The sequence below is a fragment of the Devosia sediminis genome (genome assembly GCF_016411825.1).
Taxonomy (GTDB): Bacteria; Pseudomonadota; Alphaproteobacteria; order Rhizobiales; family Devosiaceae; genus Devosia; species Devosia sediminis.
The window spans coordinates 1-23,104 of sequence record NZ_JAEKMH010000004.1; the positions used below are offsets into that span (position 1 = coordinate 1).

22 protein-coding genes are annotated in these 23,104 nt (G+C 63.7%); 7 read left to right on the forward strand and 15 right to left on the reverse strand.

The features are described 5' to 3' along the window. Together JEQ47_RS20500 and JEQ47_RS15730 are read left to right on the forward strand one after the other, a co-directional pair. Positions 1–189: hypothetical protein (locus tag JEQ47_RS20500; RefSeq protein WP_210338040.1), on the forward strand; the 189-nt coding region annotated here is incomplete at its 5' end. A 543-nt stretch (positions 190–732) separates the two neighbouring features. Beyond that, complete coding sequence (locus tag JEQ47_RS15730) at positions 733–2,691, forward strand: M23 family metallopeptidase (protein ID WP_198877383.1); 1,959 nt, start codon at positions 733–735, stop codon at positions 2,689–2,691. 2 nt (positions 2,692–2,693) lie between these two features. Here the strand turns inward: JEQ47_RS15730 and JEQ47_RS15735 are convergent, their stop codons facing one another. The 3 genes from JEQ47_RS15735 to clpB all read right to left on the reverse strand — a co-directional run bounded on the left by JEQ47_RS15735 (position 2,694) and on the right by clpB (position 6,176). Next, positions 2,694–3,035, reverse strand: coding sequence for a VOC family protein (locus tag JEQ47_RS15735; protein ID WP_198877384.1), 342 nt, complete (start codon positions 3,033–3,035; stop codon positions 2,694–2,696). Between the two features lie 10 nt (positions 3,036–3,045). Further along, complete coding sequence (locus JEQ47_RS15740) at positions 3,046–3,447, reverse strand: DUF6157 family protein (RefSeq protein ID WP_198877385.1); 402 nt, start codon at positions 3,445–3,447, stop codon at positions 3,046–3,048. A gap of 95 nt (positions 3,448–3,542) precedes the next feature. Continuing rightward, positions 3,543–6,176 carry an ATP-dependent chaperone ClpB gene (gene clpB / locus JEQ47_RS15745; RefSeq protein ID WP_198877386.1) on the reverse strand — a complete coding sequence of 878 codons (2,634 nt, stop codon included), beginning with the start codon at positions 6,174–6,176 and terminating at the stop codon, positions 3,543–3,545. A gap of 270 nt (positions 6,177–6,446) precedes the next feature. Between clpB and JEQ47_RS15750 the strand changes: the two genes are divergently transcribed. After that, positions 6,447–7,430 (forward strand): phosphatase PAP2 family protein, encoded by a 984-nt coding sequence (locus tag JEQ47_RS15750; protein ID WP_198877387.1) that lies wholly within the window; start codon positions 6,447–6,449, stop codon positions 7,428–7,430. Between the two features lie 60 nt (positions 7,431–7,490). Here the strand turns inward: JEQ47_RS15750 and JEQ47_RS15755 are convergent, their stop codons facing one another. From JEQ47_RS15755 to JEQ47_RS15780, 6 genes are all read right to left on the reverse strand, one after another. After that, positions 7,491–8,078 (reverse strand): DUF4167 domain-containing protein, encoded by a 588-nt coding sequence (locus tag JEQ47_RS15755; protein WP_198877388.1) that lies wholly within the window; start codon positions 8,076–8,078, stop codon positions 7,491–7,493. A 343-nt stretch (positions 8,079–8,421) separates the two neighbouring features. Then, entirely contained in the window at positions 8,422–9,363 is a 942-nt protein-coding gene (gene prmC / locus JEQ47_RS15760) for a peptide chain release factor N(5)-glutamine methyltransferase (RefSeq protein WP_268905796.1), read from the reverse strand. Next, positions 9,360–10,436 carry a peptide chain release factor 1 gene (gene prfA, locus JEQ47_RS15765; protein ID WP_198877390.1) on the reverse strand — a complete coding sequence of 359 codons (1,077 nt, stop codon included), beginning with the start codon at positions 10,434–10,436 and terminating at the stop codon, positions 9,360–9,362. The genes prmC and prfA overlap by 4 nt, the downstream gene beginning before the upstream one ends. Positions 10,437–10,615: 179 nt before the next feature. Continuing rightward, positions 10,616–12,883 (reverse strand): phosphoenolpyruvate--protein phosphotransferase, encoded by a 2,268-nt coding sequence (gene ptsP, locus JEQ47_RS15770; protein ID WP_198877391.1) that lies wholly within the window; start codon positions 12,881–12,883, stop codon positions 10,616–10,618. A 68-nt stretch (positions 12,884–12,951) separates the two neighbouring features. After that, complete coding sequence (locus JEQ47_RS15775) at positions 12,952–14,217, reverse strand: aspartate kinase (RefSeq protein WP_198877392.1); 1,266 nt, start codon at positions 14,215–14,217, stop codon at positions 12,952–12,954. 124 nt (positions 14,218–14,341) lie between these two features. Next, positions 14,342–14,500, reverse strand: coding sequence for a hypothetical protein (locus JEQ47_RS15780; protein ID WP_198877393.1), 159 nt, complete (start codon positions 14,498–14,500; stop codon positions 14,342–14,344). Here JEQ47_RS15780 and JEQ47_RS15785 point away from each other — a divergent pair. Further along, positions 14,487–15,677, forward strand: a complete 1,191-nt coding sequence (locus JEQ47_RS15785; protein ID WP_198877394.1) for a hypothetical protein — start codon at positions 14,487–14,489, stop codon at positions 15,675–15,677. The two genes, JEQ47_RS15780 and JEQ47_RS15785, sit on opposite strands and share 14 nt — an antisense overlap. A 66-nt stretch (positions 15,678–15,743) precedes the next feature. Next, complete coding sequence (gene ubiG, locus JEQ47_RS15790; protein WP_198877395.1) at positions 15,744–16,487, forward strand: bifunctional 2-polyprenyl-6-hydroxyphenol methylase/3-demethylubiquinol 3-O-methyltransferase UbiG; 744 nt, start codon at positions 15,744–15,746, stop codon at positions 16,485–16,487. A 67-nt stretch (positions 16,488–16,554) separates the two neighbouring features. Here the strand turns inward: ubiG and JEQ47_RS15795 are convergent, their stop codons facing one another. Both JEQ47_RS15795 and JEQ47_RS15800 read right to left on the reverse strand, forming a co-directional pair. Then, positions 16,555–17,469, reverse strand: coding sequence for a hypothetical protein (locus tag JEQ47_RS15795; RefSeq protein WP_198877396.1), 915 nt, complete (start codon positions 17,467–17,469; stop codon positions 16,555–16,557). A gap of 302 nt (positions 17,470–17,771) precedes the next feature. Then, the gene (locus tag JEQ47_RS15800) at positions 17,772–18,137 is read right to left on the reverse strand and encodes a YciI family protein (protein ID WP_198877397.1); all 366 of its coding nucleotides are present in this window, start codon (positions 18,135–18,137) and stop codon (positions 17,772–17,774) included. 182 nt (positions 18,138–18,319) lie between these two features. Here JEQ47_RS15800 and ilvD point away from each other — a divergent pair, with 182 nt between their 5' ends. Both ilvD and JEQ47_RS15810 read left to right on the forward strand, forming a co-directional pair. Continuing rightward, entirely contained in the window at positions 18,320–20,173 is a 1,854-nt protein-coding gene (gene ilvD, locus JEQ47_RS15805; protein WP_198877398.1) for a dihydroxy-acid dehydratase, read from the forward strand. A gap of 101 nt (positions 20,174–20,274) precedes the next feature. Beyond that, entirely contained in the window at positions 20,275–20,427 is a 153-nt protein-coding gene (locus JEQ47_RS15810) for a hypothetical protein (protein ID WP_198877399.1), read from the forward strand. 176 nt (positions 20,428–20,603) lie between these two features. On the opposite strand, the gene JEQ47_RS15815 is transcribed toward JEQ47_RS15810, so the two are convergent. The 4 genes from JEQ47_RS15815 to JEQ47_RS15830 are packed head-to-tail and all read right to left on the reverse strand — an operon-like array spanning position 20,604 to position 23,100. Beyond that, entirely contained in the window at positions 20,604–21,470 is an 867-nt protein-coding gene (locus JEQ47_RS15815; RefSeq protein ID WP_198877400.1) for an aldo/keto reductase, read from the reverse strand. 33 nt (positions 21,471–21,503) lie between these two features. Next, entirely contained in the window at positions 21,504–21,857 is a 354-nt protein-coding gene (locus JEQ47_RS15820) for an MmcQ/YjbR family DNA-binding protein (protein ID WP_198877401.1), read from the reverse strand. Continuing rightward, on the reverse strand, positions 21,854–22,276 hold the full coding sequence (locus JEQ47_RS15825) for a DUF1178 family protein (RefSeq protein ID WP_198877402.1): 423 nt from the start codon (positions 22,274–22,276) through the stop codon (positions 21,854–21,856). The genes JEQ47_RS15820 and JEQ47_RS15825 overlap by 4 nt, the downstream gene beginning before the upstream one ends. After that, positions 22,273–23,100: a carbon-nitrogen hydrolase family protein gene (locus JEQ47_RS15830; RefSeq protein WP_268905782.1), complete on the reverse strand. Its 828-nt coding sequence runs from the start codon at positions 23,098–23,100 to the stop codon at positions 22,273–22,275. The genes JEQ47_RS15825 and JEQ47_RS15830 overlap by 4 nt, the downstream gene beginning before the upstream one ends. Positions 23,101–23,104: the final 4 nt, after the last annotated feature.

Below are 23,104 nucleotides of genomic sequence, written 5' to 3' on the forward strand. Positions count from 1 at the left end.
CCAGATCCAGCTCGCAAGAACCTCGCCGTCCACGTCTCTCTTTCTTCAATTCTTCACAATGTCAAAGAGCTGACCCATCGCCGTCACCGGCTGACACGTCGGAGGAAGCAGGGCTTCCATGTTCTTCAGGGAAACAGAATTCTCCGTCCGGCGAACCGGCAGATCGTCTGCCCTGTAAGATTGCGCTGATCAGTGGGAGCAACTTTGAAGTGCTCGCGTCGTCAACGCTGGCGGGTTGTAGTCGAGACGTTTTGGTCTGTCAACAACCTATTTTCGTTTTTCTGCCGTGGCTGAAACTCGAAAACCTGAAACCGAAATTTGCATTTGATTTCAGAGGTTTGCTTCCAAGTTCGCCGCCGTTTGGCGCCGCGCTCTTCAGCGATGGGCGGGTTATAGTCAGGCGGTTTTGCCTTGGGAAGCCCCCTTGTGACGAAAACGCCATTTTTCTCGTCAGCGGGATCTGGCCGTGTGGATAACTCGACCAAAGTACCAGTGATTTAGGGCATTTCCGGCGGACCACCAAAATGGGTGCGCCGAGTACGCATTTCAAGGGCGGGCGTGACACGGTGGCGAGACGTCCCCGACTCCCAGTTTCGCCGCAATTGTGCCCGATAGGCCCAGAGCATTGCTAACGCGTGCGCGCCTACGTAGGTTACGCGCGGCAACGAGGCGGCCGAGGCCGGTAGCGACCCGGCAGGGACTGATCCTGGCAACGACCAGAAGGATGGAGCGTTGAACGCAACGCAGAGACGACGCCATGTAGCGCTGCTGCATTCCACCGGTTACGAGGACAGCCCGGCTTTGACCGTGCAGTCGACGGACGGCGAAATTCCGCAGGGGCGCGAACTCAGCTTCGCCTGGCTCACCGGCACCGTGATGACGGGCCTGACCAGCGTGCTGCTGATGGGCGCGGCGCTCTATGTCTCCTTTCAGGGTCAGGACACTTTCTCCACGGCCTATGCGGCGCTCAACCTGGCGGCCCCGCGCATCGACCAGCCGCTGGCCACCGACCTGACCTCGAAAACCTCCCGCCTGCGCCCGGTTGCGGCGACCCGCTCGGACCGTGAGGTCATCGAGGCGTCCACCCGGCAGATGGTCGAAGGCCGCGAGATCATCCGCAACCAGCCTTTCGTGCGCATCAGCGCCACCCTCGCCACCACCGGTACCTCGCTTTCGGCCGATATTCCGGCCTACGACCCGGTCGCCATTCTCAACAAGACCCAGCCGATCACGAGCGTCGCCCTCGATATTGCGTCCGATGTCTATGGCACGGATGTCGACGGCGAAGTCGCCGTCAGCCAGTCGAGCCTGCCGGCCGATTTCGTGCCGGTGCGGAGCGTATCGGACCAGAGCGCGGCCGACTTCGTCCGCGGCATCGGCGGCTCGCAATTCACCGTCGATGGCGGGCCGGCCCTTGCCTATGCCGCTCTTGCGCCTGCCGTGAGCGAACTGGGCCAGGCCGGCACGATCAGCGGCGTCGCTGAAAACGTCACGGTCGTTCCCAAGACCGCCCTGGCATCGGGCGAAAGCCTGGGGCGGACCGAACGCTTCCTCACGGTGCGCGAACTCGGCCCCTTCGGCGACACCCTGCTGCGCAACGGCTTTACCGGCGCCCAGGTCGGCATGGTGGAAAACACGCTGGCAAATCTCATCCCTGCGGGCGGTTTGCCGGCCGGCCTTCGCCTGCGCATTCTTTATGGTCCGATTTCGCAGTCGGGCGACAGCCTCGTGCCCTATCGCATGTCCATCTACCAGCCGGATGGCGCGCCGGGCGACCGGCATATCGCCACTGTCGCTCTCAGCGACAACGGCCAATATGTGGTCGGCCTGCAGCCGGACTGGGTGGATTTTCCCGCCGAGGACGTCGAGCAGATCAATGTGGGCAACCTGCCCACCATCTACCGGTCCATCTGGGAAACCGGCCGCAAGCACGATCTCGACGACACGACCATCGAGCGCATCATCGGCATGTTCGCCTATGACATCGACATGACCAAGCGCATCACCGCCGGCGATACGATCGAAATCCTCGAGGCTGATGATGCGGGTGGAACCGGCGCGGACGAGTTGCTCTATGTGAGCCTCACCCTGTCGGGGACCAAGCGGGAATTCTATCGCTTCTCGACCGACGACGGCGTCGTTGATTTCTATGATCCCGATGGCGAGACCGGCAAGCGCTTCCTCAACCGTCGCCCCCTTGAAGGCGGCGGCACGCTGCGCTCGCGCTTCGGCTATCGCATCCATCCGATCTTCAAGACCCGCAAGCTCCATACCGGCGTCGACCTGGCCGCACGGACCGGCACGCCCATTTATGCGGCGGGCGACGGCGTCATCAGCTACTACAAGTGGCAGTCTGGCTACGGCAACAAGATCGAAGTCCAGCACGTCAACGGCTACGAGACGGCCTATGGCCACCTCTCGCGTTTCGTCGACGGCCTGGGCGTGGGCAGCCAGGTGCGCCAGGGCCAGGTGATCGGCTATGTCGGCTCGACCGGCCAGTCGACCGGACCGCACCTGCATTTCGAAATCCTGATCAACGGCAATCTCGTGGATCCTCTCAGCGTCAAGCTGCCCAAGGACAATGTCCTTGCCGCTCAGTACCGCGAGGAATTCGACCAGACCATCGCCCAGATCAGCGAACTGATGGCGCGCGACCCGGCCCCTGTCACCGTAGCCGCAGCGACGAACTGAGCCTATTCGGGCCGGCTGACATAGACGGCCAATTCATTGCCGCCCGGTTCGCGGAAATGAAAGCGCCGTCCGCCGGGGAAATCGAACTGCGGACGGGTGATCGTGCCGCCTGCCGCCACGACCCGCTGCTCGGCAGCATCGAGATCATCGGTGCGGACCACGGCCATCGTGGCCGCCACCCGCTCGGCGCTCGCATCGACGCCGCCATCGATGCCGGCACCCTCTATCCCGTCATAGACAGGGCCGTAACTGGTCGTGCCCCAGCCGAAAGCTGAACGGAAGAACGCACTGCTCTTCTCGCGATCGGTCGAGGGGAATTCGATATAGTCCAGACGATCTGCCACGGTCTTCTCCTCAGGCGCGCTTGGAGCGAAGGCCAGGGCGCTTGGTAATGTCGTCCCGGGCCATGAGTTCTGCAAAGGCGGGGCTCACCGGATCGACCAGGGCCACCCGCCCCTCCCCATCGTGATGCAGTGCCCAGCCCAGTGTCTTGACCAGCGGCGAACTGCGCAGGCACGGCTGGCCCTTCGAGAAATATTCCATCCGTGCCGGGCCGCGATCCTCCGCCTCCATCTCCTTGCGATCGGCAAAGATCTCGAACTGCAGGTCGTCGCTGGTGAAACGATAGGGATCGGCCAGGAGGCGCTCATACTGCATGGCGGCGACCGTACCCGGCTTCTTCGGCGCACCGGCCACTTCGACCGGGCAGTCCGGCGAGGGCAGGATCAGGGTATCGAAATAATTGGTCGTATGCATGCCCGCCCCCATGTTCGCTATATGTTCTAATTGGGTTTGATCAGTTCGGCAAGCCCGGACGCAACGAAAGGGCCGGTCTTGGGACCGGCCCTTCATCATGGAAACGCTGCCGATCCTGCAGCGGCGTGGGTATCGCCCGTGGCGCCCGAGCGAAGAACAATACCACTATCGTCGGCATCGACCACCACGCGTCCGCCATCGCTGACCGTACCGGAGAGAATTTCCTCCGCCAGCTCGTCCTGCACTTCGCGCTGAATGACGCGCTTGAGGGGACGGGCGCCATAGGCAGGATCGTATCCCTCATTGGCCAGCCATTCGCGGGCCATGGGGGTCAGCTCGAGCGTGATGTCGCGATCCCGCAGCAGGGATTCGAGGCGCCCGAACTGGATATCGACGATATCGCCCATATGCTCGCGGCCGAGGCGGTGGAACAGCAGGATTTCGTCGATGCGGTTGAGGAATTCCGGCCGGAACGCTGCCTTGACCGCATCGAGCACCTTGCCGCGCACCAGCTCCACCGATTCTCCGTCCTTGAGGTCCACGAGATACTCGGCACCGAGATTGGAGGTAAGGATGATGACGGTGTTGCGGAAATCGACCGTGCGGCCCTGCCCATCGGTCAGGCGTCCGTCGTCCAAAACCTGCAACAGCACGTTGAAGACGTCGGGATGGGCCTTTTCGATCTCGTCGAAGAGCACGACCTGGTAGGGCCGGCGGCGAACGGCCTCGGTCAGGACACCGCCTTCGTCATAGCCGACATAGCCCGGGGGGGCACCGATGAGCCGGGCCACCGAGTGCTTCTCCATGAATTCGGACATGTCGAGCCGCACCATGGCGGTCTCGTCATCGAACAGGAACTGCGCCAGTGCCTTGGTCAGTTCGGTCTTGCCCACGCCGGTCGGCCCGAGGAACATGAACGAACCGATCGGCCGGTTCGGGTCCTGCAGGCCCGCACGCGACCGGCGCACCGCCTTGGACACCGCCCTGACCGCTTCGGCCTGGCCGATGACGCGAGCGCCAAGCGACGCCTCCATGTGCAGCAGCTTTTCCTTTTCGCCTTCCATCATCCGGTCGACGGGAATGCCGGTCCAGCGCGACACCACCTGGGCGATGTCGCTGGGCTCGACGGTTTCCTTGGCCATGACCGGATCGGGTTTGCCGTCGCCATCGGCATCGTCGGCGGATGCGAGGCGCTTTTCGAGATCGGGGATGACGCCATAGGCGAGCTCACCCGCCTTGGCGAGATCACCCTGGCGCTGCGCGATCTCGAGTTGCGAGCGGGCTGCGTCGAGCTCTTCCTTGATCTTGGTCGCCCCCTGGAGGCGTTCCTTTTCGGCCAGCCACTTGGCCGACAGCGCCTGGGCCTGCTCCTCGAGGCCGGCCAGCTCATGTTCGAGCCGTTCGAGCCGCGTCCGGGAGCCCTCGTCGGTCTCTTTCTTCAGCGCCTCGCGCTCGATCTTGAGCTGCATGATGCGGCGATCGAGCTCATCGAGAGCCTCGGGCTTGCTGTCGACCGCCATGCGCAGGCGCGCCGCCGCCTCGTCCATCAGGTCGATGGCCTTGTCGGGCAGGAAACGGTCGGTGATGTAGCGGTTCGACAGGGTCGCCGCGCTCACCAGCGCCGAATCCGCGATGCGGATGCCGTGGTGCAGCTCGTACTTTTCCTTGAGGCCGCGCAGGATGGAGATGGTGTCTTCCACCGTCGGCTCGCTCACGAAAACCGGCTGGAAGCGACGGGCCAGCGCCGGGTCCTTTTCGACATGCTTGCGATATTCGTCGAGCGTGGTGGCGCCGACGCAATGCAGCTCGCCCCGCGCCAGCGCAGGCTTGAGGAGATTGGACGCGTCCATGGCGCCCTCGCTCTTTCCCGCGCCCACAAGCGTATGCATCTCGTCGATGAAGAGGATGATCTGCCCCTCCGCCGCCTGCACTTCCGAGAGCACGGACTTGAGGCGTTCCTCGAACTCGCCGCGATATTTCGCGCCGGCGATCAGCGCGCCCATGTCGAGCGCGAGAAGGCTCTTGTTCTTGAGCGATTCCGGCACGTCGCCATTGACGATGCGGATGGCAAGGCCCTCGGCGATGGCGGTCTTGCCGACGCCGGGTTCGCCGATCAGCACGGGATTGTTCTTGGTGCGGCGACTCAGGACCTGGATAGTGCGGCGGATTTCCTCGTCGCGGCCGATGACCGGGTCGAGTTTGCCCTCGCGCACGTCCTCGGTGAGGTCGCGGGCATATTTCTTGAGAGCATCATACGTGTTCTCGGCCGAAGCGCTGTCAGCAGTGCGGCCCTTGCGGATGGCCTCGATAGCGGTGTTGAGGCCCTGCGCCGTCACGCCACCAGAGGCGAGGATCTTGCCCGCATCGGTGTCCTTTTCGATCACAAGGGCAAGCAGCAGCCGCTCGACCGTGACAAAGCTGTCGCCGGCCTTCTGCGCGGCCTGCTCGGCCGTGTCGAAGACCCGCGCCAATTCGCGGCCGAGATAGAGCTGGCCGGCATCGCCGGACACTTTTGGAATTTTGTTGAGGGCCGCTTCCACACCAGCGCGGACCGCCTTGGGGTCGCCGCCGGCCCGTTCGATCAGCCCGCTGGCCATGCCCTGGTCGTCATCCAGCAGCACCTTGAGCAGGTGAACGGGGCTGAACTGCTGATGGCCCTTGCCCAGCGCTGCGGTCTGCGCGCTCTGAATGAAGCCGCGCGAGCGTTCGCTGTATTTCTCGATATTCAATGCAACTCTCCTTGTCTCGCCCGTCAGCGGCCCAGAAAAGGCACCGGCATGACGGCGGAAGCGTCGTTTTGAACAATGCCCGGGATCGGCACATCGTTCGCGTTCAGATGTAGGTATTGGCAGCCGGAACAAAAGGGCCCGGTGGCGACATTTGTGGCGTCCGCATCTAGAGAACCCAACCAACCCGAACGTCCTAGTTAACCCGCGCGCAACGCCGCGCAGTTACCATGGCCGGACGAAACGCTTTTGGCATGCGGGCGCGAGGGGACGATGGCAGGACAGTTCAGGATAGGCGCGCTGCCGCTGGCGGTGCTGACCTACGCGGCGCTCGCCTTCGCTGTATCACCCGACACCTATGGCACCATGCTGCAATTGTATCTGCGGCAGGCCACCATATTGCCGATCCTGCTGCTGGTTGGCATTCCCGCGGCGGCGCTTGTCCTGCAGCCGAAATCGCCCATCGCGATGATATTCGATATCCTGCGTGGCGGCGCGCTGCGCCTCGGCGTGGTCATGGCCATTTTCTGCCTGGGCACCGCGGCCTTCACCACGTTCAAGCTGGCCATACCAGACTTGGTGCCTTTCTACGCCGATGCATTCCTCGCCAAGGCCGATGCGTGGTTGCATGGCGGCGATCCGGGCAATTTTGCCCATGCCATCGTACCAGCCTGGGCGCAGTATCCGCTCGCCTATCTCTATGGCCCGATCTGGTTCGTGCTCTGGTTCGGTCTCCTGGCCTTTATTGCCCTGCATCGGGACGCTGCCCTGCGCCGGCGCTACTTCTGGTCGATGAGCCTGACCATGGGGCTGATCGGCACGGTTGCGGCGACGGCCTTTTCTTCGGTTGGCCCGATCTTTTATGACGAGTTCGTCGATCCGAACCGCTTCATCGGGCTGATGGACAAGATCAGGGGTACTGCCATCGGCGACTACATGGCGCAGGCGTCCGCCTATCTCCTGACCAGCTACGAGACCGGCGCACACGCCATGGGCACCGGCATTTCGGCAATGCCGAGCATGCATCTGGCCATCGTGACGCTCAATGCCTGCATGCTGAGCGGGCTCAACCGCTACGTGGGGATCCTCGCCTGGCTCTATGTCGGGGTGATCCAGATCGGCTCGGTCTATCTCGGCTGGCACTATGCGCTCGATGGCTATTTCTCCATCGCCGCGGTGAGCCTGATCTGGTGGGCCGTGGGACGCCTGGCGCGGCGCAGCGCCACCCTGCCCCAGGCGGCGCCGGTCGCGGCCTAGGCGTACGTCGAAAGCAAAATGCCGGGCACTGGGCCCGGCATTTTTCCGTTTGCGATTGGTCTATTCTGCCACGTTGCCGGTGAGGAAGGCCGGCAGCGCGGCCGGAGCCTCATTGCCATTGTCGGCAGCGCCCTCGCCCCCTGCCGGACGGCGGCGGCGCGGACGGCGCTCACGCGGCTTGCGGGCGGCCTGCTCGCCCTCACCCTCGGCAGCAGCGGCAGGAACGGCTTCTTCAACCGGCTGCGGCTGGCTCTCGGCCGGACTGCCTTCACCCTCGTTCTCGTTGCCCTGCTGCACATGCTGCTGCGGCTGGGGCGAGGAGAAACGGGAATTGATGTCGTTGGCATCGTCGTCGAAATCGACGTCGTCCTGGCTCTGGCCGTCACGTGGGCCGTTCATGGCCTGCTGGGCGGAGGAGACGATGCGGAAATAGTGCTCGGCATGCTGCAGGTAGTTCTCGGCCATCACCGAGTCACCCGAAGACTGGGCGTCGCGAGCAAGCTGCAGGTACTTTTCGGCGATATGGGCAGCGTTGCCGCGCACCTTCACGTCCGGACCGTTGCTTTCGTAATTGCGCGACAGCGGATTGACATGCTTGCGTCCGCCATTCCGGCCACGCTGCCGGTTCTTGTTCTGGTTAGGTCTCATCGGGTCGCTTTGTCTAACTCTGAAAGTTAAGCGTCACATCAGGGGGCTGACCGGTGCAATTTGGCCCGATCCGGCCCGTGACCCCGGCGGTGGTAAGTGCGCACCGTGCGGGGATTGGTCTGGCTTCATGAAGACCGAGTGCGGTCTGCAACGACCTACGGATTAGTCCGTCCCGTCCCTCGCGTCGCTCCGGCCCGCCGGAACCGCGCTGCTTGAAGCAGCCCATACATTTTGGATCGGGTGATCGCCGCGGCGCCCATGATGCGCCATTGACAGCAAGGGCAAACTACCCGCTTCGCCCGGATTTGACCAGCACAAACTGTGCTTTGCCTGACCGGGCCGGTTACTTGTCCTTGAAGTGGTGCGCCAAGACCACACGATCAAGGCCACCAAGGTCCTTGTGTACCGCAATATCGGCAAATCCGTGGTCGGCGAAGAGTTTTGCGACCGCCGCGCCCTGATCGTAGCCGATTTCAACGAGCACAATACCACCAGGGGCGAGAAACCGCGCCGATTGCGCGGCGATGACCCGGTAGGGCGCGAGCCCGTCCGCCCCACCATCGAGCGCCAGGCGGGGGTCGAAATCTTTCACCTCCGGCGCCAGAGTCTCCACCACGGCGCTGGCGATATAGGGCGGGTTGGAGGTGATGAGGTGGAATTGGTCTCCCGACGCAGGCGATGAGCCCGCGGTCACCCCACCCTCAGTCCCTCCCCATCGAGGGGAGGGAGGGATCAAGGGTGGGGGGCCTACCAAGGCCTCGAACCAACTCCCCAGCGCAAAATCCAGCCGCTCCGCGACGCCGTTGCGTTCGGCATTGTCTTGCGCCATGGCCAGTGCGTCGGGATTGAGGTCCGTGGCCAGACCTGTCGCATCCGGGCGATTGGCAAGGACGGCGATGGGGATGCAGCCCGTGCCGGTTCCCAGATCGAGAAGCCGCCCGCCGGGCGGCAGGTGCTCGAGAGCGAGGTCGACGAGAAGTTCGGTATCCGGGCGCGGCTCCAGCGTTGCGGGCGAGAGGCGGAACGGGAGCCCGTAGAATTCCTTCTCGCCGATGATCCGCGCCACCGACTCGCCGCTCATCCGCCGCTGCAGCAGGTCCGCGACCCGGAGTGCGTCGGCATCGGTGACACCGTCCTGCTCGCGGGTGGCGAGGGCCAGGGTATCAAGGCCGAGGGCGTGGCCGGTGAGCAGTTTTGCGTCGAGCGCCGCGGTTGCGAAACCGAGCCGCGTCAGCACATCGCGCCAGCCGCGCCAGAGCGCGCCGATGCTGGTGCCATCCGTCAGTTGACCTGCTCCATGGCCGCCAGTTGTGCTGCCTGGTTTTCCGTGATCAGCGCCTCGATGAGTTCATCCAGTGCTTCGCCCGCAATGACCTTGTCGAGCTTGTAGAGCGTCAGGTTGATGCGGTGGTCGGTCACCCGGCCTTGCGGGAAATTATAGGTGCGGATGCGCTCGGAGCGATCGCCCGAGCCGACCTGGCCCTTTCGTTCGGCCGAGCGGGCCGAGTCGCGTTCCTCGCGCTGCATTTCGTAGAGGCGCGAGCGCAGCACAATCATGGCCTGAGCCCGGTTCTGGTGCTGCGATTTCATTGCCGAAGTGACGACGATGCCGGTGGGAATGTGGGTGATGCGCACGGCCGAGTCGGTGGTGTTGACGTGCTGGCCGCCGGCGCCCGAGGCGCGCATCGTGTCGATGCGGATATCCTCGTTGCGGATTTCGATGTCGATGTCTTCCACTTCCGGAAGCACCGCCACGGTGGCGGCCGAGGTATGGATACGGCCCTGGGCTTCAGTCGCCGGCACGCGCTGGACGCGGTGCACGCCGCTCTCGTATTTCATCCGCGCATAGACGCCCTTGCCAGAGACATTGGCGATGATTTCCTTGAAGCCCCCCATTTCGCCGGGGCTTTCTTCCATGACCGTGACCTTCCAGCCGCGGGTCGCAGCGTAGCGCTCATACATGCGGAAGAGATCGCCCGCGAACAAGGCCGCCTCGTCGCCCCCGGTGCCGCCGCGGATTTCAAGGATGATGGACTTGTCGTCGGCCTCGTCCTTGGGCAGCAGCAGGATGCGAATGGACTGTTCGAATGCTTCGAGGCGCTCGTCGAGTTCCTCGATCTCGGCCTGAGCCATCTCGGCCATTTCCTTGTCGCCGCTCTTGAGCAGCGCCTCGGCCTCGGCACGATCGCGCTGCGCTTTTTTGTAGGCGGTGATTTCGCTGACGATTTCGGAAAGGTCGGAATGCTCCTTGGAGAGCCGGGCCAGTTCATCCGGGCTCGCGCCAGAGGACAAGGCCGCCTCGATGTACTGAAAGCGGGTTTCGAGGGCGTCGAGCTTGTCCTGGGGCAGGCTGGGCATCTTTTGTTCCTGTGGGCCAACGCCCTCGTCACAACCACCACGTCATTCCGGCGCAGGCCGGAATCCAGGCGCGAGGCACCGACCGTGTGGATGGTTCAAAACATGGACCCCGGCCTTCGCCGGGGTGACACCGAGCGTTTAATGAGGCTGGACGCCAACATCAAGCATTTGCGGGCGCGCTACCCCATGGGCAGGTTCTGCCTGTCCACCCATTCGGTGAGCAATTGCCGTATGGTGATACCATCGGCGCCGACGCTGAGGGCCTCGGCAACGGCGGCCTGGATGGGCTTCAATTCGACATTAAGCACCAGTTCCTTGATCGGGCCGATCGAGGCGGGGCCCATGGAGAGGCGGGTCATGCCGATGGCCATCAGGGCCAGTGCCTCCATCGGGCGCCCGGCCAGCTCGCCACACATGGTGACCGGCTTGTTGTGGCGCCGGGCCGCGTCAACCACGAGGCGAATGGCCCGGAGACGCGGCAGGGCAATGGGGTCATAGGCCTTGGACACACGCGGATTGGCGCGGTCGGCAGCCGTCAGGAACTGCACCAGATCGTTGGAGCCGATGGAGGCAAAATCCGCCTCGGGCATGATCTGGTCAAGTTCGAACAGCAGCGACGGCACTTCGACCATGACGCCGATCTCGACCTTTTCGGGCACTTTCTGCCCGGCACGGGCGAGGCGTTCGATTTCCTTTTTCAGCACCAGCTTGGTCTGCCGGAACTCGAAGGTCTCGGTGACCATGGGCACGAGGATTTTGAGCGGCCGGCCGCGCGCCGCAAGCAGGAGGGCGCGGATCTGGGTGCGCAGGAGGCCGGGCCGGTCGAGCCCGAGCCGGATCGAGCGATAGCCCATGGCCGGGTTTTCCTCGGCCGCCGAGCGCAGGTAGGGCACGACCTTGTCGCCACCGATATCGAGGAGCCGGAACACCACCGGGCGGTCGCCGGCGATTTCCATCGCCTCGGCATAGAGGTCCACCTGCTCGTTGAGACGCGGCAGGCGGCTGGCGATCATGAACTGCAGTTCGGTGCGGAACAGCCCGACGCCGGAGGCGCCGGTATCGTCGAGCATGGGCAGGTCGGCGACGAGGCCCGAATTGTGCAGCAGCGTGATGTCGATGCCGTCGCGGGTGATGCTCGGCCTGTCCTTGAGCTCGGCATAGTGGGCACGCCGCTTGGCGGAAATCCGCACCTTGTCGACATAGGTCTGCTCGACATCGGGCGTCGGCCGCAGATGCACCTGGCCCAGCGGACCATCGATGATGATATCGTCGCCGGTTTCGCACATGGAAACGATGGACTGCGCCTGCCCCACGGCAACCAGGCCCAGCGAACGCGCCACGATGGCCACATGGGCGGTGGCGCCACCTTCCTCGAGCACGACGCCGCGCAGCTTCTTACGATCGTATTCGAGCAGCTCGGCCGGGCCCATATTGCGGGCGACGAGAATGGCATTGTCGGGCAGTTCGCGATGCGCGGGCTGGCTCGAATTGGTCAGGACGCGCAGGAGGCGATTGGCCAAATCGTCGAGATCGTGGAGCCGGTCGCGGATATAGGGATCGGTCTGCCTGAGCATGCGGGCGCGGGTATCGTTCTGCACGCGCTCGACGGCCGCTTCCGCCGACAGGCCGTTGTCGATCGCCTCGGCGAGACGGTTCACCCAGCCCCGGTCATTGGCGAACATGCGGTAGGTTTCGAGGATTTCCCGATGGTCCGAGGTCGGCTGCATGTCGCCATGGTCGAGCATGGCATCGATGGACACGCGCATCGAGGCCAAAGCGGCGTCGAGGCGCTGCTTTTCGGCGTCGGTATCCTCGGCGATGAAATTGGTCACGACGACGCGGGGATCGTGAAGCACCACGGTCCCGAGGGCTATGCCATCGGTGAAGCTAACGCCGGAATACATGCGAGGCCGCCTGAGATCGATATCCGACCCGGGCTTGATCAGATTGTCGAAGTCGCTGGTAGCGATCATCTCTGCCAGGATTGTGGCCGTGGTCAGCATGGCCTCGGTTTCATCCTCGCCATAATGCCGCCGCTCGGCATTCTGGACCACCAGCACGCCCAGCGTCTGGCCGGCGCGCAGCACGGGCACGCCGAGGAAGGAATTATATTTGTCCTCGCCGGTTTCCGGCCGATAGGCGAAGGCCGGATGGCTGGGCGCGTCGTCGAGGCTCAATGGTTCGGCCTCGGCCGCGATCAGGCCCACAAGACCCTCGCCGAGGCGCAGCGTCGTCAGGTGGACCGATTCGGCCTTGAGGCCGCGTGTGGCGAAAAGTTCGAGCGCGCCGTCATCGCGCAGCACATAGAAGGAGCAGACATCGGCCCGCATATTGTCGGCGATGAGGGCGACGATCTTGTCGAGACGATCCTGCGAAGCCAGCGGCTCCGCCATCGTCTCGCGCAATTGCCGCAGCAGCACCCTGGGGCCGCCTATGGTCGTGACCATGCCTCTTCACGGCGGCCCGCACAGCCGCCCCCCTTCAAAGGACGCGGCCCGTAGTCCCCTCGACTGGGTCAGGCGTCCTGTCTGTCCAGACCGTAATAGGTGTGCAGCGCGCGAACCGCAAGCTCGGCATATTCTTCATCGATCAGAACCGAGGTCTTGATCTCGGACGTGGTGATGAGCTGGATATTGATGCCCTTGTCGGCCAGAGCCTTGAACATCGAGGAGGCGACGCCGGCATGGCTGCGCATACCCACGCCCACGACCGACACCTTGGCCCCGCCCTTGGAGCCGGAAAGGCGCGCATATTCGAAGCGCCCGCCATTGTCTTCGAGCGCCTTGACGGCCTTGTCATATTCGCTGTCGGGCACGGTGAAGGTGATGTCGGTGGTGGCGCCATCGTCGGAAATGTTCTGCACGATCATGTCGACGATGATGCCCTTGTCGGCCAGGGTGCCGAAAATGGCGGCGGCGACGCCGGGGCTGTCCTTGACATCGCGCAGGGTGATCTTGGCCTCGGCCTTGGCGAGCGTCACGCCCGAAACGATCTGCTTTTCCATGATCTCTTCCTCATCGCAGACGAGAGTGCCCGGAACGCCGGGCGTGCCGTCGGGCGCGATCTGCGGCGCGTCCGGGTCATCGAAACTGGAGCGGACCAGGAGGCGCACCTTATGCGCCATGGCCATTTCCACCGAGCGGATCATCAGCACCTTGGCGCCGAGCGAGGCCATTTCCAGCATTTCCTCGAAGGAAATGCGTGTCATGCGCCGGGCCTTGGGCACGATGCGCGGGTCGGTGGTGTAGACGCCGTCGACGTCGGTATAGATATCGCAGCGATCGGCGCCCACGGCGGCGGCCACGGCCACGGCCGACGTATCCGAGCCGCCACGGCCCAGCGTCGTGACGCGACCATGCGGGGAAATGCCCTGGAAGCCCGTGATGACGGGCACCCAGCCATCCTTCATCCGCTTGTCGAGCTCGGTGGGATCGATACCGGTAATGCGGGCGGTGCCATGGGCGTCATCGGTATGGATGGGCACCTGCCAGCCGGCAAAGCTGCGCGACTGCACGCCCATTTCCGAAAGCACGATGGCCATGAGCCCGGCAGTGACCTGCTCGCCTGAGGCGACCACGGCATCATATTCGCGCGCGTCGTGGAACTTGCTGGCCTCGTTGACCCAGCCGACCAGCTCATTGGTCTTGCCGCTCATGGCCGAAACGACCACCGCGACTTCGTTGCCGGCGTCGATCTCGCGCTTCACATGGCGCGCCGAGTGGCGGATGCGTTCGATATTGGCCATGGATGTGCCACCGAACTTGACGACGATACGGGCCAATTGCTTCCCCGGAAATCTGAAGGGCCGACCGCCGAACCCGGCGGTACGCTTGTTGTTGGGCGCGGACATACGACAAACGCGAATGCCGATCAATGGGCATCCCGGCATCAGCGCCGCGACATGATCAAAGTGAAGTATTGACCGCCAGGTTGTTTCGATAGTCTGTTGCCATCATGTAATTCTGGGGGAGAAACAGGGTGAAGCGGTATTCGAGATTGGCGGCGATCTTGCCATTGCTGGCAATGCCGGCTTTTGCGCAGGATGCGCAGATGCAGGCCTTCACCGATTTTCGCACGGCAGTGGCCCTCGACGACAAATGTCATTTCCTGGCCTTCTTCGAGCGCCACCGCCTCGGCGCCATCGAAGAGAAACTGCTCGAACCGCTCTCCTTCTACGGCGCCTATACTGCGGGCAAACTGACCCAGGAACAGTATCTGGAACAGTATGATGACCATGACGCGGCCGCACGAGAGGCGGCAGCGGGCATCGACTGCGCCGACGCGGCGCGGACCAGCAGCATGATCGTGCCGCTGCGCGGCCAGATCGCGCAGATGGTCTATGCCGACCTGATGATCGCCTACCAGTTGGGAGAGATCACCGCCGAGCAGCAGAATGCCGCAATGGCCTACGAAAACATGATCGGCCCGCTCTACGGCGAGGCGAACTGGCCGAGCTTTGTCCAGTCGGCCAGCGTCCTCGCCCGCTCCCTGATCGACGAGGCCAATACCGGGGATACCGGCTACAGCATTTTCGGAGACGACAGTCTCGGCGGTCTTGGTGGCGCCGGCGGGCTCATTGGCGACGGCGATCCCTATGGCTTTTATGCCGAAGGAGAAAACGGCTTCTATCTCCAGTCGCTGATCGATAGTTCGCTCGGCGTCGCCGATACGATCCTCTTTGAAATGATCGCGCAGCAATTCGGCTATCGTCGCATTGAATCCGCCACACCCGGAGAGAGTTGGTTCCGCGACCAGCTTGCCACGCCCACTTTCGAGCCGGTCTTCGACCTGCTCGACCTGCCGGGCCGCTACGAGGCGCTGGGCATGGGCACGCGGTTCTACGCCGTGCTCGGCGTCAGCATGGGCGATGAAATGCGGCTGATGACCTTTGGCGAGGGCGCCGACCGCATGCGCGACGGCACCGTCACTTTTCTCGTGCACCCGCCCAAGGAGGGCTTGGCGATACAGGGATACGACCTGGTCCGCTCACAGGAGTGGTGGGACGGCGCCACCCGCTACGAGGGGGAACTGGTGATCGATACCTGCCTGGGTGGCCCCTGCTTTGCCATGCCTGCCGCTCTTCTCGAGGCGCTCGCCACCGCGCCGTCGGGTACCGAATACCGCTTCTTCTTCAGTGACCAGCCGGAGGGCTTCGAAACGGTGCCCGACGATCCGCGCGTCCAGAGCGGCTGGAACTACAAGGCGGTCTATCGCCGGGAGATGCTCGCAGCCGGCTCCTGATGCGACGCGGCGGCGTCTTGCCCATGCCACGATGGCTGGGTCATATGGCGGGCAAAGGAGCCCGCCATGACCGCCACCACCGTCAATGACGCAGAAGTCGCAAAATTCACGTCCATGGCCGAGGAATGGTGGGACCCCAAGGGCAAGTTCAAGCCGCTGCACAAGTTCAATCCGGTGCGTCTCTCCTATATCCGCGACCACCTGATCCGCCAGTTCGGCCGCGACGCCACCTCGATCCGGCCCTTCGAGGGCATCAGTATCCTTGATGTCGGCTGCGGCGGGGGCTTGCTGTGCGAGCCGCTGACAAGGCTGGGCGCCACGGTGACCGGCATCGACGCGGCCGAGCGCAATATCGCCATTGCCAGGATCCACGCCGAGAAAGCAGGACTCGCCATCGATTATCGCGCCACGACTTCCGAGGCGCTGGTGGCGGCTGGGGAACGTTTTGACGTCGTGCTCAACATGGAAGTGGTGGAGCATGTCGACAATGTGCCGCTCTACATGAAGAGCTGCGCCGACCTCGTGGCGCCGGGTGGCCTCATGTTCACCGCGACGCTCAACCGCACCGCCCGCTCCTGGGCCTTGGCTATTGTGGGGGCTGAGTATGTGCTGCGCTGGCTGCCGCGCGGCACCCATGACTGGAAGAAGTTTCTGACGCCGGAAGAGATCGGCGCGCAATTGCGGCGCAATGGCCTCAAGGTGATCGACCAGACCGGAGTGACCTTCAATCCGCTGGCCGACGAATGGCGCGCCTCGGCGGACATGGCGGTCAACTACATGGTGCTGGCCGAGCGACCCGCTGCCGCCTGACACGACGAGACCGGCCGCCCTGGGGATGGCGACCGGTCCGCTTGCTACGGTCTGACCGGAGGCAGGATCAGAACACGTAGACCATCAGCGTCGACCCCTGCCGGTGAACGCCAAGCACATGGCCTGGCCGGTACTGGGTACGGCTGAGGGCGGCGTTGATCAGGGGGTCCTGCGCCACGGCGCCCACCATGTTGTGGTAGTTGCCGTTGGAGGCGAGCCAGGCCGCAACCTGGCGCCGCAGATCGGCGCAGACCTTGATCGGAACGAGCTGGATGCCGATGGCGCGATGCCAGTCGCGCATGCTGGTCTTGTTGAAGACGTCGACCAACTGGTTGGTGTTGTAGCCTTCGCAGGCAGCATTCATACCGGACGAACCGGACGTGGTGTTGCGGGTAATGATCGACCCATTGCCGCCATTGTTGCCGCCGGCGCCATTGTTGCCGTTATTGCCATTGGAGCCGTTGCCCCCGCCATTGCCGCCATTGCCGTTGCCGCCGTTTCCGCCGTTACCGCCGTTTCCACCGTTCCCGCCATTGCCACCGTTACCGCCATTGCCGGCATTGGGCAGGCCGATATTGACGTCGATGAGGTTGGGGCCGCCGACATTGACATTGGCGTCGATGTCGCCGAGGTCGAGATCGACGTCGACAATGCCCTGGGGACCCAGGACCTGGGCGCCGATGACAGGATCATTGGCCCCGACATTGGCGGTCACAAGCCCGTCGCTGCCTCCGAGGCCGAGATTGACGAGTCCGGAATTGCCGGCATTGCCGGATTCGAGGGTAATCAGGGCGCCGCTGTCCCCGCCACCGATGACGCCCAGGACGCTGGAATTGTCCGAGCCGCCGCCGAGCACACCACCAAGCAGGCCGCCATCGCTGGAGCCACCCAGAACACCACCCAAGAGGCCCTCGGCCGACGCGATGGATGGCATCAACACGACCGACACCATGACGGCCGCAATCATACGCTTGTACAACATGATCATCTCCCAATGAGGCGATGGCGCGTGCCACCGTGATTGAGAGCATCGGCCGGTCTCCGATCCCGGAAATCCGAACTTCTACCTACTCGCACCCTGCCGAGCGTCCGGGTGGTAAACCGACCTAGTTAAAGCGGGCCCCGGCCATTGATTCATAACGCTTTTCTTCGGTAACCATAGGCACAAGCCCCGCCAGAACCAGTCCTGGCAAGGGCCTGGAACTGTCGGAAAAGCTTCCATTTCGAGCTGGCAAAGACGTCCGGACGGCGGGAAAACTCATGCCGCCCGAACGCCGCTGCTGATCAGAAATTGGCGCCGCCGGCGATTTCGCGCAGTTCGAGCACAAGGCCGGGAATACCGTTGTCGATATGCATCTGCATGAATTCACCCGCCAGGGCGGCGGCCGCATCCATATCGGGCGCCTCGAAGACGGCATAGCCGCCGAGGACTTCCTTGGTTTCGGAGAACGGACCGTCGGTGACGATGATGGTGCCGGTATGGCCGCTGAGGCGCCGCCCCTCCTCGGCGCCCTTGAGACCACCGGTGGAAATGAGGGCGCCCGAAGCGATGCGGCTGTCCATCCAGGGGCCCATCGCGTCCATCAGGCCTTGCGAAATGTCCTCGGGCTTGAGATCGGCGGGGGGAATGATGCTCATGAAGTAGCGCATGAAAGGCCTCCTTTGGGCTGGGTTCGCGATACTGACACGGGGGCAACGGACGCGCTTCGACAATTTCGACACAAACCGAACCGTACGGTACGGTACGGATATTCCTTGCTGTCGCCTTGGAATGGGTCTAAGAATTCCGACCACTCAACCGGCCCCACCGGTATCGCACCGAGGATTTCGTCATGCCCGTCTATCGTTCCCGCACCACCACCCATGGCCGCAACATGGCCGGCGCGCGTGGCCTCTGGCGCGCCACTGGCATGAAGGACGGCGACTTCGGCAAACCCATCATCGCGGTGGTCAATTCCTTCACCCAGTTCGTGCCCGGTCACGTGCACCTGAAGGATCTCGGCCAGCTCGTGGCCCGCGAGATCGAGGCGGCCGGTGGCGTGGCCAAGGAATTCAACACCATCGCGGTCGATGACGGCATCGCCATGGGCCATGACGGCATGCTCTATTCGCTGCCCAGCCGCGATATCATCGCGGACTCGGTGGAATACATGGTCAACGCCCATACTGCCGACGCCATGGTCTGCATTTCCAATTGCGACAAGATCACCCCCGGCATGCTCAATGCCGCCATGCGGCTCAACATTCCCGTGGTCTTCGTGTCCGGCGGGCCGATGGAAGCGGGCAAGGCCATCGTCAAGGGCAAGCTGCAGGCGCTCGACCTGGTCGACGCCATGGTGATGGCCGCCGACGACCACTATACCGACGAGGAAGTGCAGGCCGTCGAAGAAGCCGCCTGCCCCACCTGCGGCTCCTGCTCGGGTATGTTCACCGCCAATTCCATGAACTGCCTCACCGAAGCGCTGGGCCTCAGCCTGCCGGGCAATGGCTCGACCCTCGCCACCCATTCGGACCGCAAGCGCCTGTTCCAGGAAGCCGGACACCTGATCGTCGATCTCGCCCGCCGCTATTACGAGCAGGAAGACGAAAGCGTGCTGCCGCGCTCGATTGCGACCAAGGAGGCTTTCGAAAACGCCATGGCGCTCGATATCGCCATGGGCGGCTCGACCAACACCGTGCTCCATATCCTGGCCGCGGCCCATGAAGGCGGCGTCGATTTCACCATGGACGATATCGACGCACTGAGCCGTCGCGTCCCGGTGCTCTCAAAGGTCGCGCCGGCCAAGAACGATGTCCACATGGAAGACGTGCATCGCGCCGGCGGCATCTTTGCCATCCTCGGCCAGCTCGATCGCGCCGGCCTCATCAACCGCAAAGAACCCACTGTCCACGCCGCGACCATGGGCGACGCCATCGACAAGTGGGACATTTCCCGCACCAATTCGGAAGCGGTGCGCAATTTCTACTTGGCCGCGCCCGGCGGCGTGCGCACCACGGAAGCCTTCTCCCAGTCCAACCGCTGGGCCGAGCTCGATACCGACCGCACCAATGGCGCGATCCGCTCGCCGGACAATCCGTTCTCCAAGGACGGGGGCCTCGCCGTGCTCAAGGGCAATATCGCTCTCGACGGCTGCATCGTGAAGACGGCGGGCGTCGACGAATCCATCCTCAAATTCACCGGCCCGGCCCGCGTCTTCGAAAGCCAGGATTCGACCGTCAAGGCGATCCTCTCCAACGAAATCAAGGAAGGCGATGTCATCGTCATCCGCTATGAAGGCCCCAAGGGCGGCCCCGGCATGCAGGAAATGCTCTACCCGACGAGCTACCTGAAATCGAAGGGCCTGGGCAAAGCCTGCGCATTGCTGACCGACGGCCGCTTCTCCGGCGGCACTTCGGGTCTTTCTATCGGCCATGCTTCGCCTGAAGCGGCCGAAGGCGGCGCCATCGGCCTTGTCCGCGAAGGCGACATCATCGAAATCGACATCCCCAACCGCACTGTGAACGTGCTGGTGACCGATGCCGAGATGGCCACCCGCCGCGCCGAGCAGGATGCCAAGGGTTGGAAGCCCGAGCATCCGCGCAAGCGCAAGGTAACCACGGCCCTAAAGGCTTATGCGGCACTGGTGACCTCAGCCGCCAAGGGCGCCGTGCGCGATACCGCCGCCATCGACAAGCTCTGGAACTGAGCCCGCGCCGGTCGGGTCGACGCGAAGGATAAAATTGTAGCGATATCCCGAGCCCTTCCTTCAGGGCCGGCACCTAGTGTGCCGGCAACCTGGAGACAAGAATGTCGGCACTTTCCAAAAAACTTCTTCCCCTCGTCAGTGGCGGCGCCCTTGCTGGCGCTGCCTGGGTCGCCCTGAGCGGCTACCCGGCCGACATGTCACTGATCGGTACCGGCGTGGTGCTGTGCTTTGCACTCGTGCTGATCTATCGCTGATCGCCGGGCCGCAAACGCCAGCGGTGCTTTCATGCGACAATCGCGTGACAAGCCCCCATTGCAGTGCTAGTACCCCGCCCAGCCAACCAGCGGCCTGCCAAGGTCTGCTGGCCTGGTCAGGCTCGATAGCGGGGATTCCACCCTCCCTATCGAGCCGACCCTAATCCCCCAAATCGTCAGCGCCTGCCGATTGCGTCGAGCGCCGCAAAGTCCTCGTCGCTGAGGTCGATCGCGGCTGCGGCGACATTGTCCTCGAGATGCTTGACCTTGCCCGTCCCCGGAATGGGCAGCATGACGGGCGAACGCTTGAGGAGCCAAGCCAGCGCGATCTGGCTGCCGCTGGCGCCATGCTTGTCCATGATCGCGCGCGCCTTGTCGTGGCCCTCGACCAGGTCGCCGCCGGCCAGCGGGAACCAGGGGATGAAGCCGATGCCATTGGCTTCGCAATAATCGAGCACATCTTCGCTCTGCCGATTGGCGAAATTGTAGAGGTTCTGCACCGTGGCGACCTTGAAGTACTTGCTGGCCTCCTTGATGTCGGCAACGCTGACCTGGGAAAGGCCGGCATGGCGGATCAGCCCTTCCTTCTGCATGGCGGCGATGACTTCGAACTGGTCCTGGCGCGGCGTCTTGCCGTCGATGCGATGCAATTGCCAGAGATCGAGGCGTTCGAGTTTGAGCCGGCGAAGGCTGGTCATCACGCCTTGGCGCAGGAATTCGGGCCGGCCGACCTGGTGCCACTCATCGGGACCGGTGCGGGTGAGCCCGGATTTGGTGGCGACGACCGTGCCTTTGTCATAGGGCGCCAGCGCCTCGCCGATCAGCTCCTCGCTGATATAGGGGCCATAGCTTTCGGTCGTATCGATGAAATCCACGTTGAGCCCGGGCAGGCGCTTGAGCACGGCAATGGCGTCGGCATGGCTTTCCGGTGGACCCCAGATGCCCTTGCCAGTGATGCGCATGGCACCGAAGCCGAGGCGGTTGACCTCGAGGTCGCCGCCAATGGCAAAGCGCCCCGACAGGGAGGCGTCGAGTTTGGTCATGTCAGAGTCTCCAATGGTATTGAATAAAGGGCGCTAGGCTATGCCCAGTTCCGTACGGAGTTTCTTGGTGAGGCCGGTAGCGATTAGCGCGTGCGAGCGGGACGCATAGGCGAAAAGATCGGCCTCGGTGAGATCGGACCCCTGGACGACACTCACCCATTGCCGCTTGGCGAAATAGGCGGCCTGCTCGACCCCGTCGAGCGCGGTCAGGATATCAAAACTGTCCTCGCCACATTTGAACACCAGGCGATGCGGCGCCGCGTCGGAGAGAAGACAGAAGACCTTGCTGCCGACCTTGGCGATATGCGCCTCCCACTGATCGACAAACGTCACGCCGGGCAGGGCGGCGAGCGCCGCATCGAAGCCTTTGCGCTCATAGAGGCTCAATTGTCGTCGCCCACGTCAGGCAGGGGCAGGAAATCGACGCCATCTTCGATCAGGCCAGCCACCTCTTCATGCGTCGCCTCGCCATAGATGCCGCGCGCTTCTGTTTCCTCGAAGTGGATCTTGCGCGCTTCCTCGGCAAAGCGGGGGCCGACATTCTCGGCCTCACTCACGACCTTCTGGCGATAGAGCCGCAGCATCTCGCGGATCTTTGCCGCCTCGGGATGGGCTGCCGAAAGCGGCACGCGCCCGGTATCGGTGCGCGCCACATTGGGGGCCATCGGGGCCTTTTCGACATGCGCATCACCGCACTGGGCACAGGTGACGATGCCGCGCGCCTGCTGCTCGTCATAGGCGGCGGCGTTCTTGAACCAGGCCTCGTAGCGATGGCCGTTGGAGCACTGGAGTGCATACTGGATCATGCCTGCGCACCCGGCAGGGCAAAGTCCCGCGCATTAGCCAGCGCCGGCACCCTGCCCCGCGCCTCGGTGACGGCGGCAGGATCGATCTCGGCGACCAGCACGCCCGGCTCATCATGATCGAGCTCGGCAATGACCTTGCCCCAGGGATCGACAACCAGCGAATGCCCATAGGTGGCGCGACCATTGGCATGGGTGCCGCCCTGTGCCGCAGCAATGACATAGGAGCCGGTTTCGATGGCGCGGGCGCGCAACAGCACATGCCAGTGCGCCTGGCCTGTGGGCACGGTGAAGGCGGCCGGCACCGCGATGAGATTGGCCCCGGCATTGGCGAGGGCATTGTAAAGCCGTGGAAAGCGCATGTCGTAGCAGATGGAAAAGCCGAGAGTGAAGTCGCCGACCGGGGCCGTCACCGCCCGCTCGCCGCCCTTGTAGGTGGCGCTTTCGCGATAGGCGTTGAGCCCAGCGATGTCGGCGTCGAAAAGATGGATCTTGTCATAGGTCGTTACCTGCGCTCCGTCCGATCCGAACAGCACCGAGCGGTTTGCGAAGCGCCCGTCATCGAGCGGGATCGGCAGCGAGCCGATATGGACGAAGATGCCGTGCTGTTTCGCCAGTGCCCCAACCACCGCCAGCTGCGGGTGACCCTCGAACGGCGCGGCGACGGAGCGGAGCTGGTCGCGGTTTTCCGGAAAGATCAACGTGACTTCGGGCGTCAGCGCATAGCGCGCGCCCTGCGCTGCCGCCTCGGCCAGGAGAGGCTCCAGCGCGGCAAGATTGGCGTCGGGATCGAGGCCCGATCGCATCTGAATTGCGGCGATTTTCAAGGCG

Coding starts and splice junctions, on each gene's coding strand:
- JEQ47_RS15740 (WP_198877385.1), bottom strand. CDS start 3,447: ATGCATACGACCAATTATTTCGATACCCTGATCCTGCCCTCGCCGGAC.
- JEQ47_RS15750 (WP_198877387.1), top strand. CDS start 6,447: ATGGCAGGACAGTTCAGGATAGGCGCGCTGCCGCTGGCGGTGCTGACC.
- JEQ47_RS15755 (WP_198877388.1), bottom strand. CDS start 8,078: ATGAGACCTAACCAGAACAAGAACCGGCAGCGTGGCCGGAATGGCGGA.
- prfA (WP_198877390.1), bottom strand. CDS start 10,436: ATGCCCAGCCTGCCCCAGGACAAGCTCGACGCCCTCGAAACCCGCTTT.
- ptsP (WP_198877391.1), bottom strand. CDS start 12,883: ATGGTCACGACCATAGGCGGCCCCAGGGTGCTGCTGCGGCAATTGCGC.
- JEQ47_RS15785 (WP_198877394.1), top strand. CDS start 14,487: ATGCAGGCCTTCACCGATTTTCGCACGGCAGTGGCCCTCGACGACAAA.
- ubiG (WP_198877395.1), top strand. CDS start 15,744: ATGACCGCCACCACCGTCAATGACGCAGAAGTCGCAAAATTCACGTCC.
- JEQ47_RS15795 (WP_198877396.1), bottom strand. CDS start 17,469: ATGTTGTACAAGCGTATGATTGCGGCCGTCATGGTGTCGGTCGTGTTG.
- JEQ47_RS15800 (WP_198877397.1), bottom strand. CDS start 18,137: ATGCGCTACTTCATGAGCATCATTCCCCCCGCCGATCTCAAGCCCGAG.
- ilvD (WP_198877398.1), top strand. CDS start 18,320: ATGCCCGTCTATCGTTCCCGCACCACCACCCATGGCCGCAACATGGCC.
- JEQ47_RS15810 (WP_198877399.1), top strand. CDS start 20,275: ATGTCGGCACTTTCCAAAAAACTTCTTCCCCTCGTCAGTGGCGGCGCC.
- JEQ47_RS15815 (WP_198877400.1), bottom strand. CDS start 21,470: ATGACCAAACTCGACGCCTCCCTGTCGGGGCGCTTTGCCATTGGCGGC.
- JEQ47_RS15825 (WP_198877402.1), bottom strand. CDS start 22,276: ATGATCCAGTATGCACTCCAGTGCTCCAACGGCCATCGCTACGAGGCC.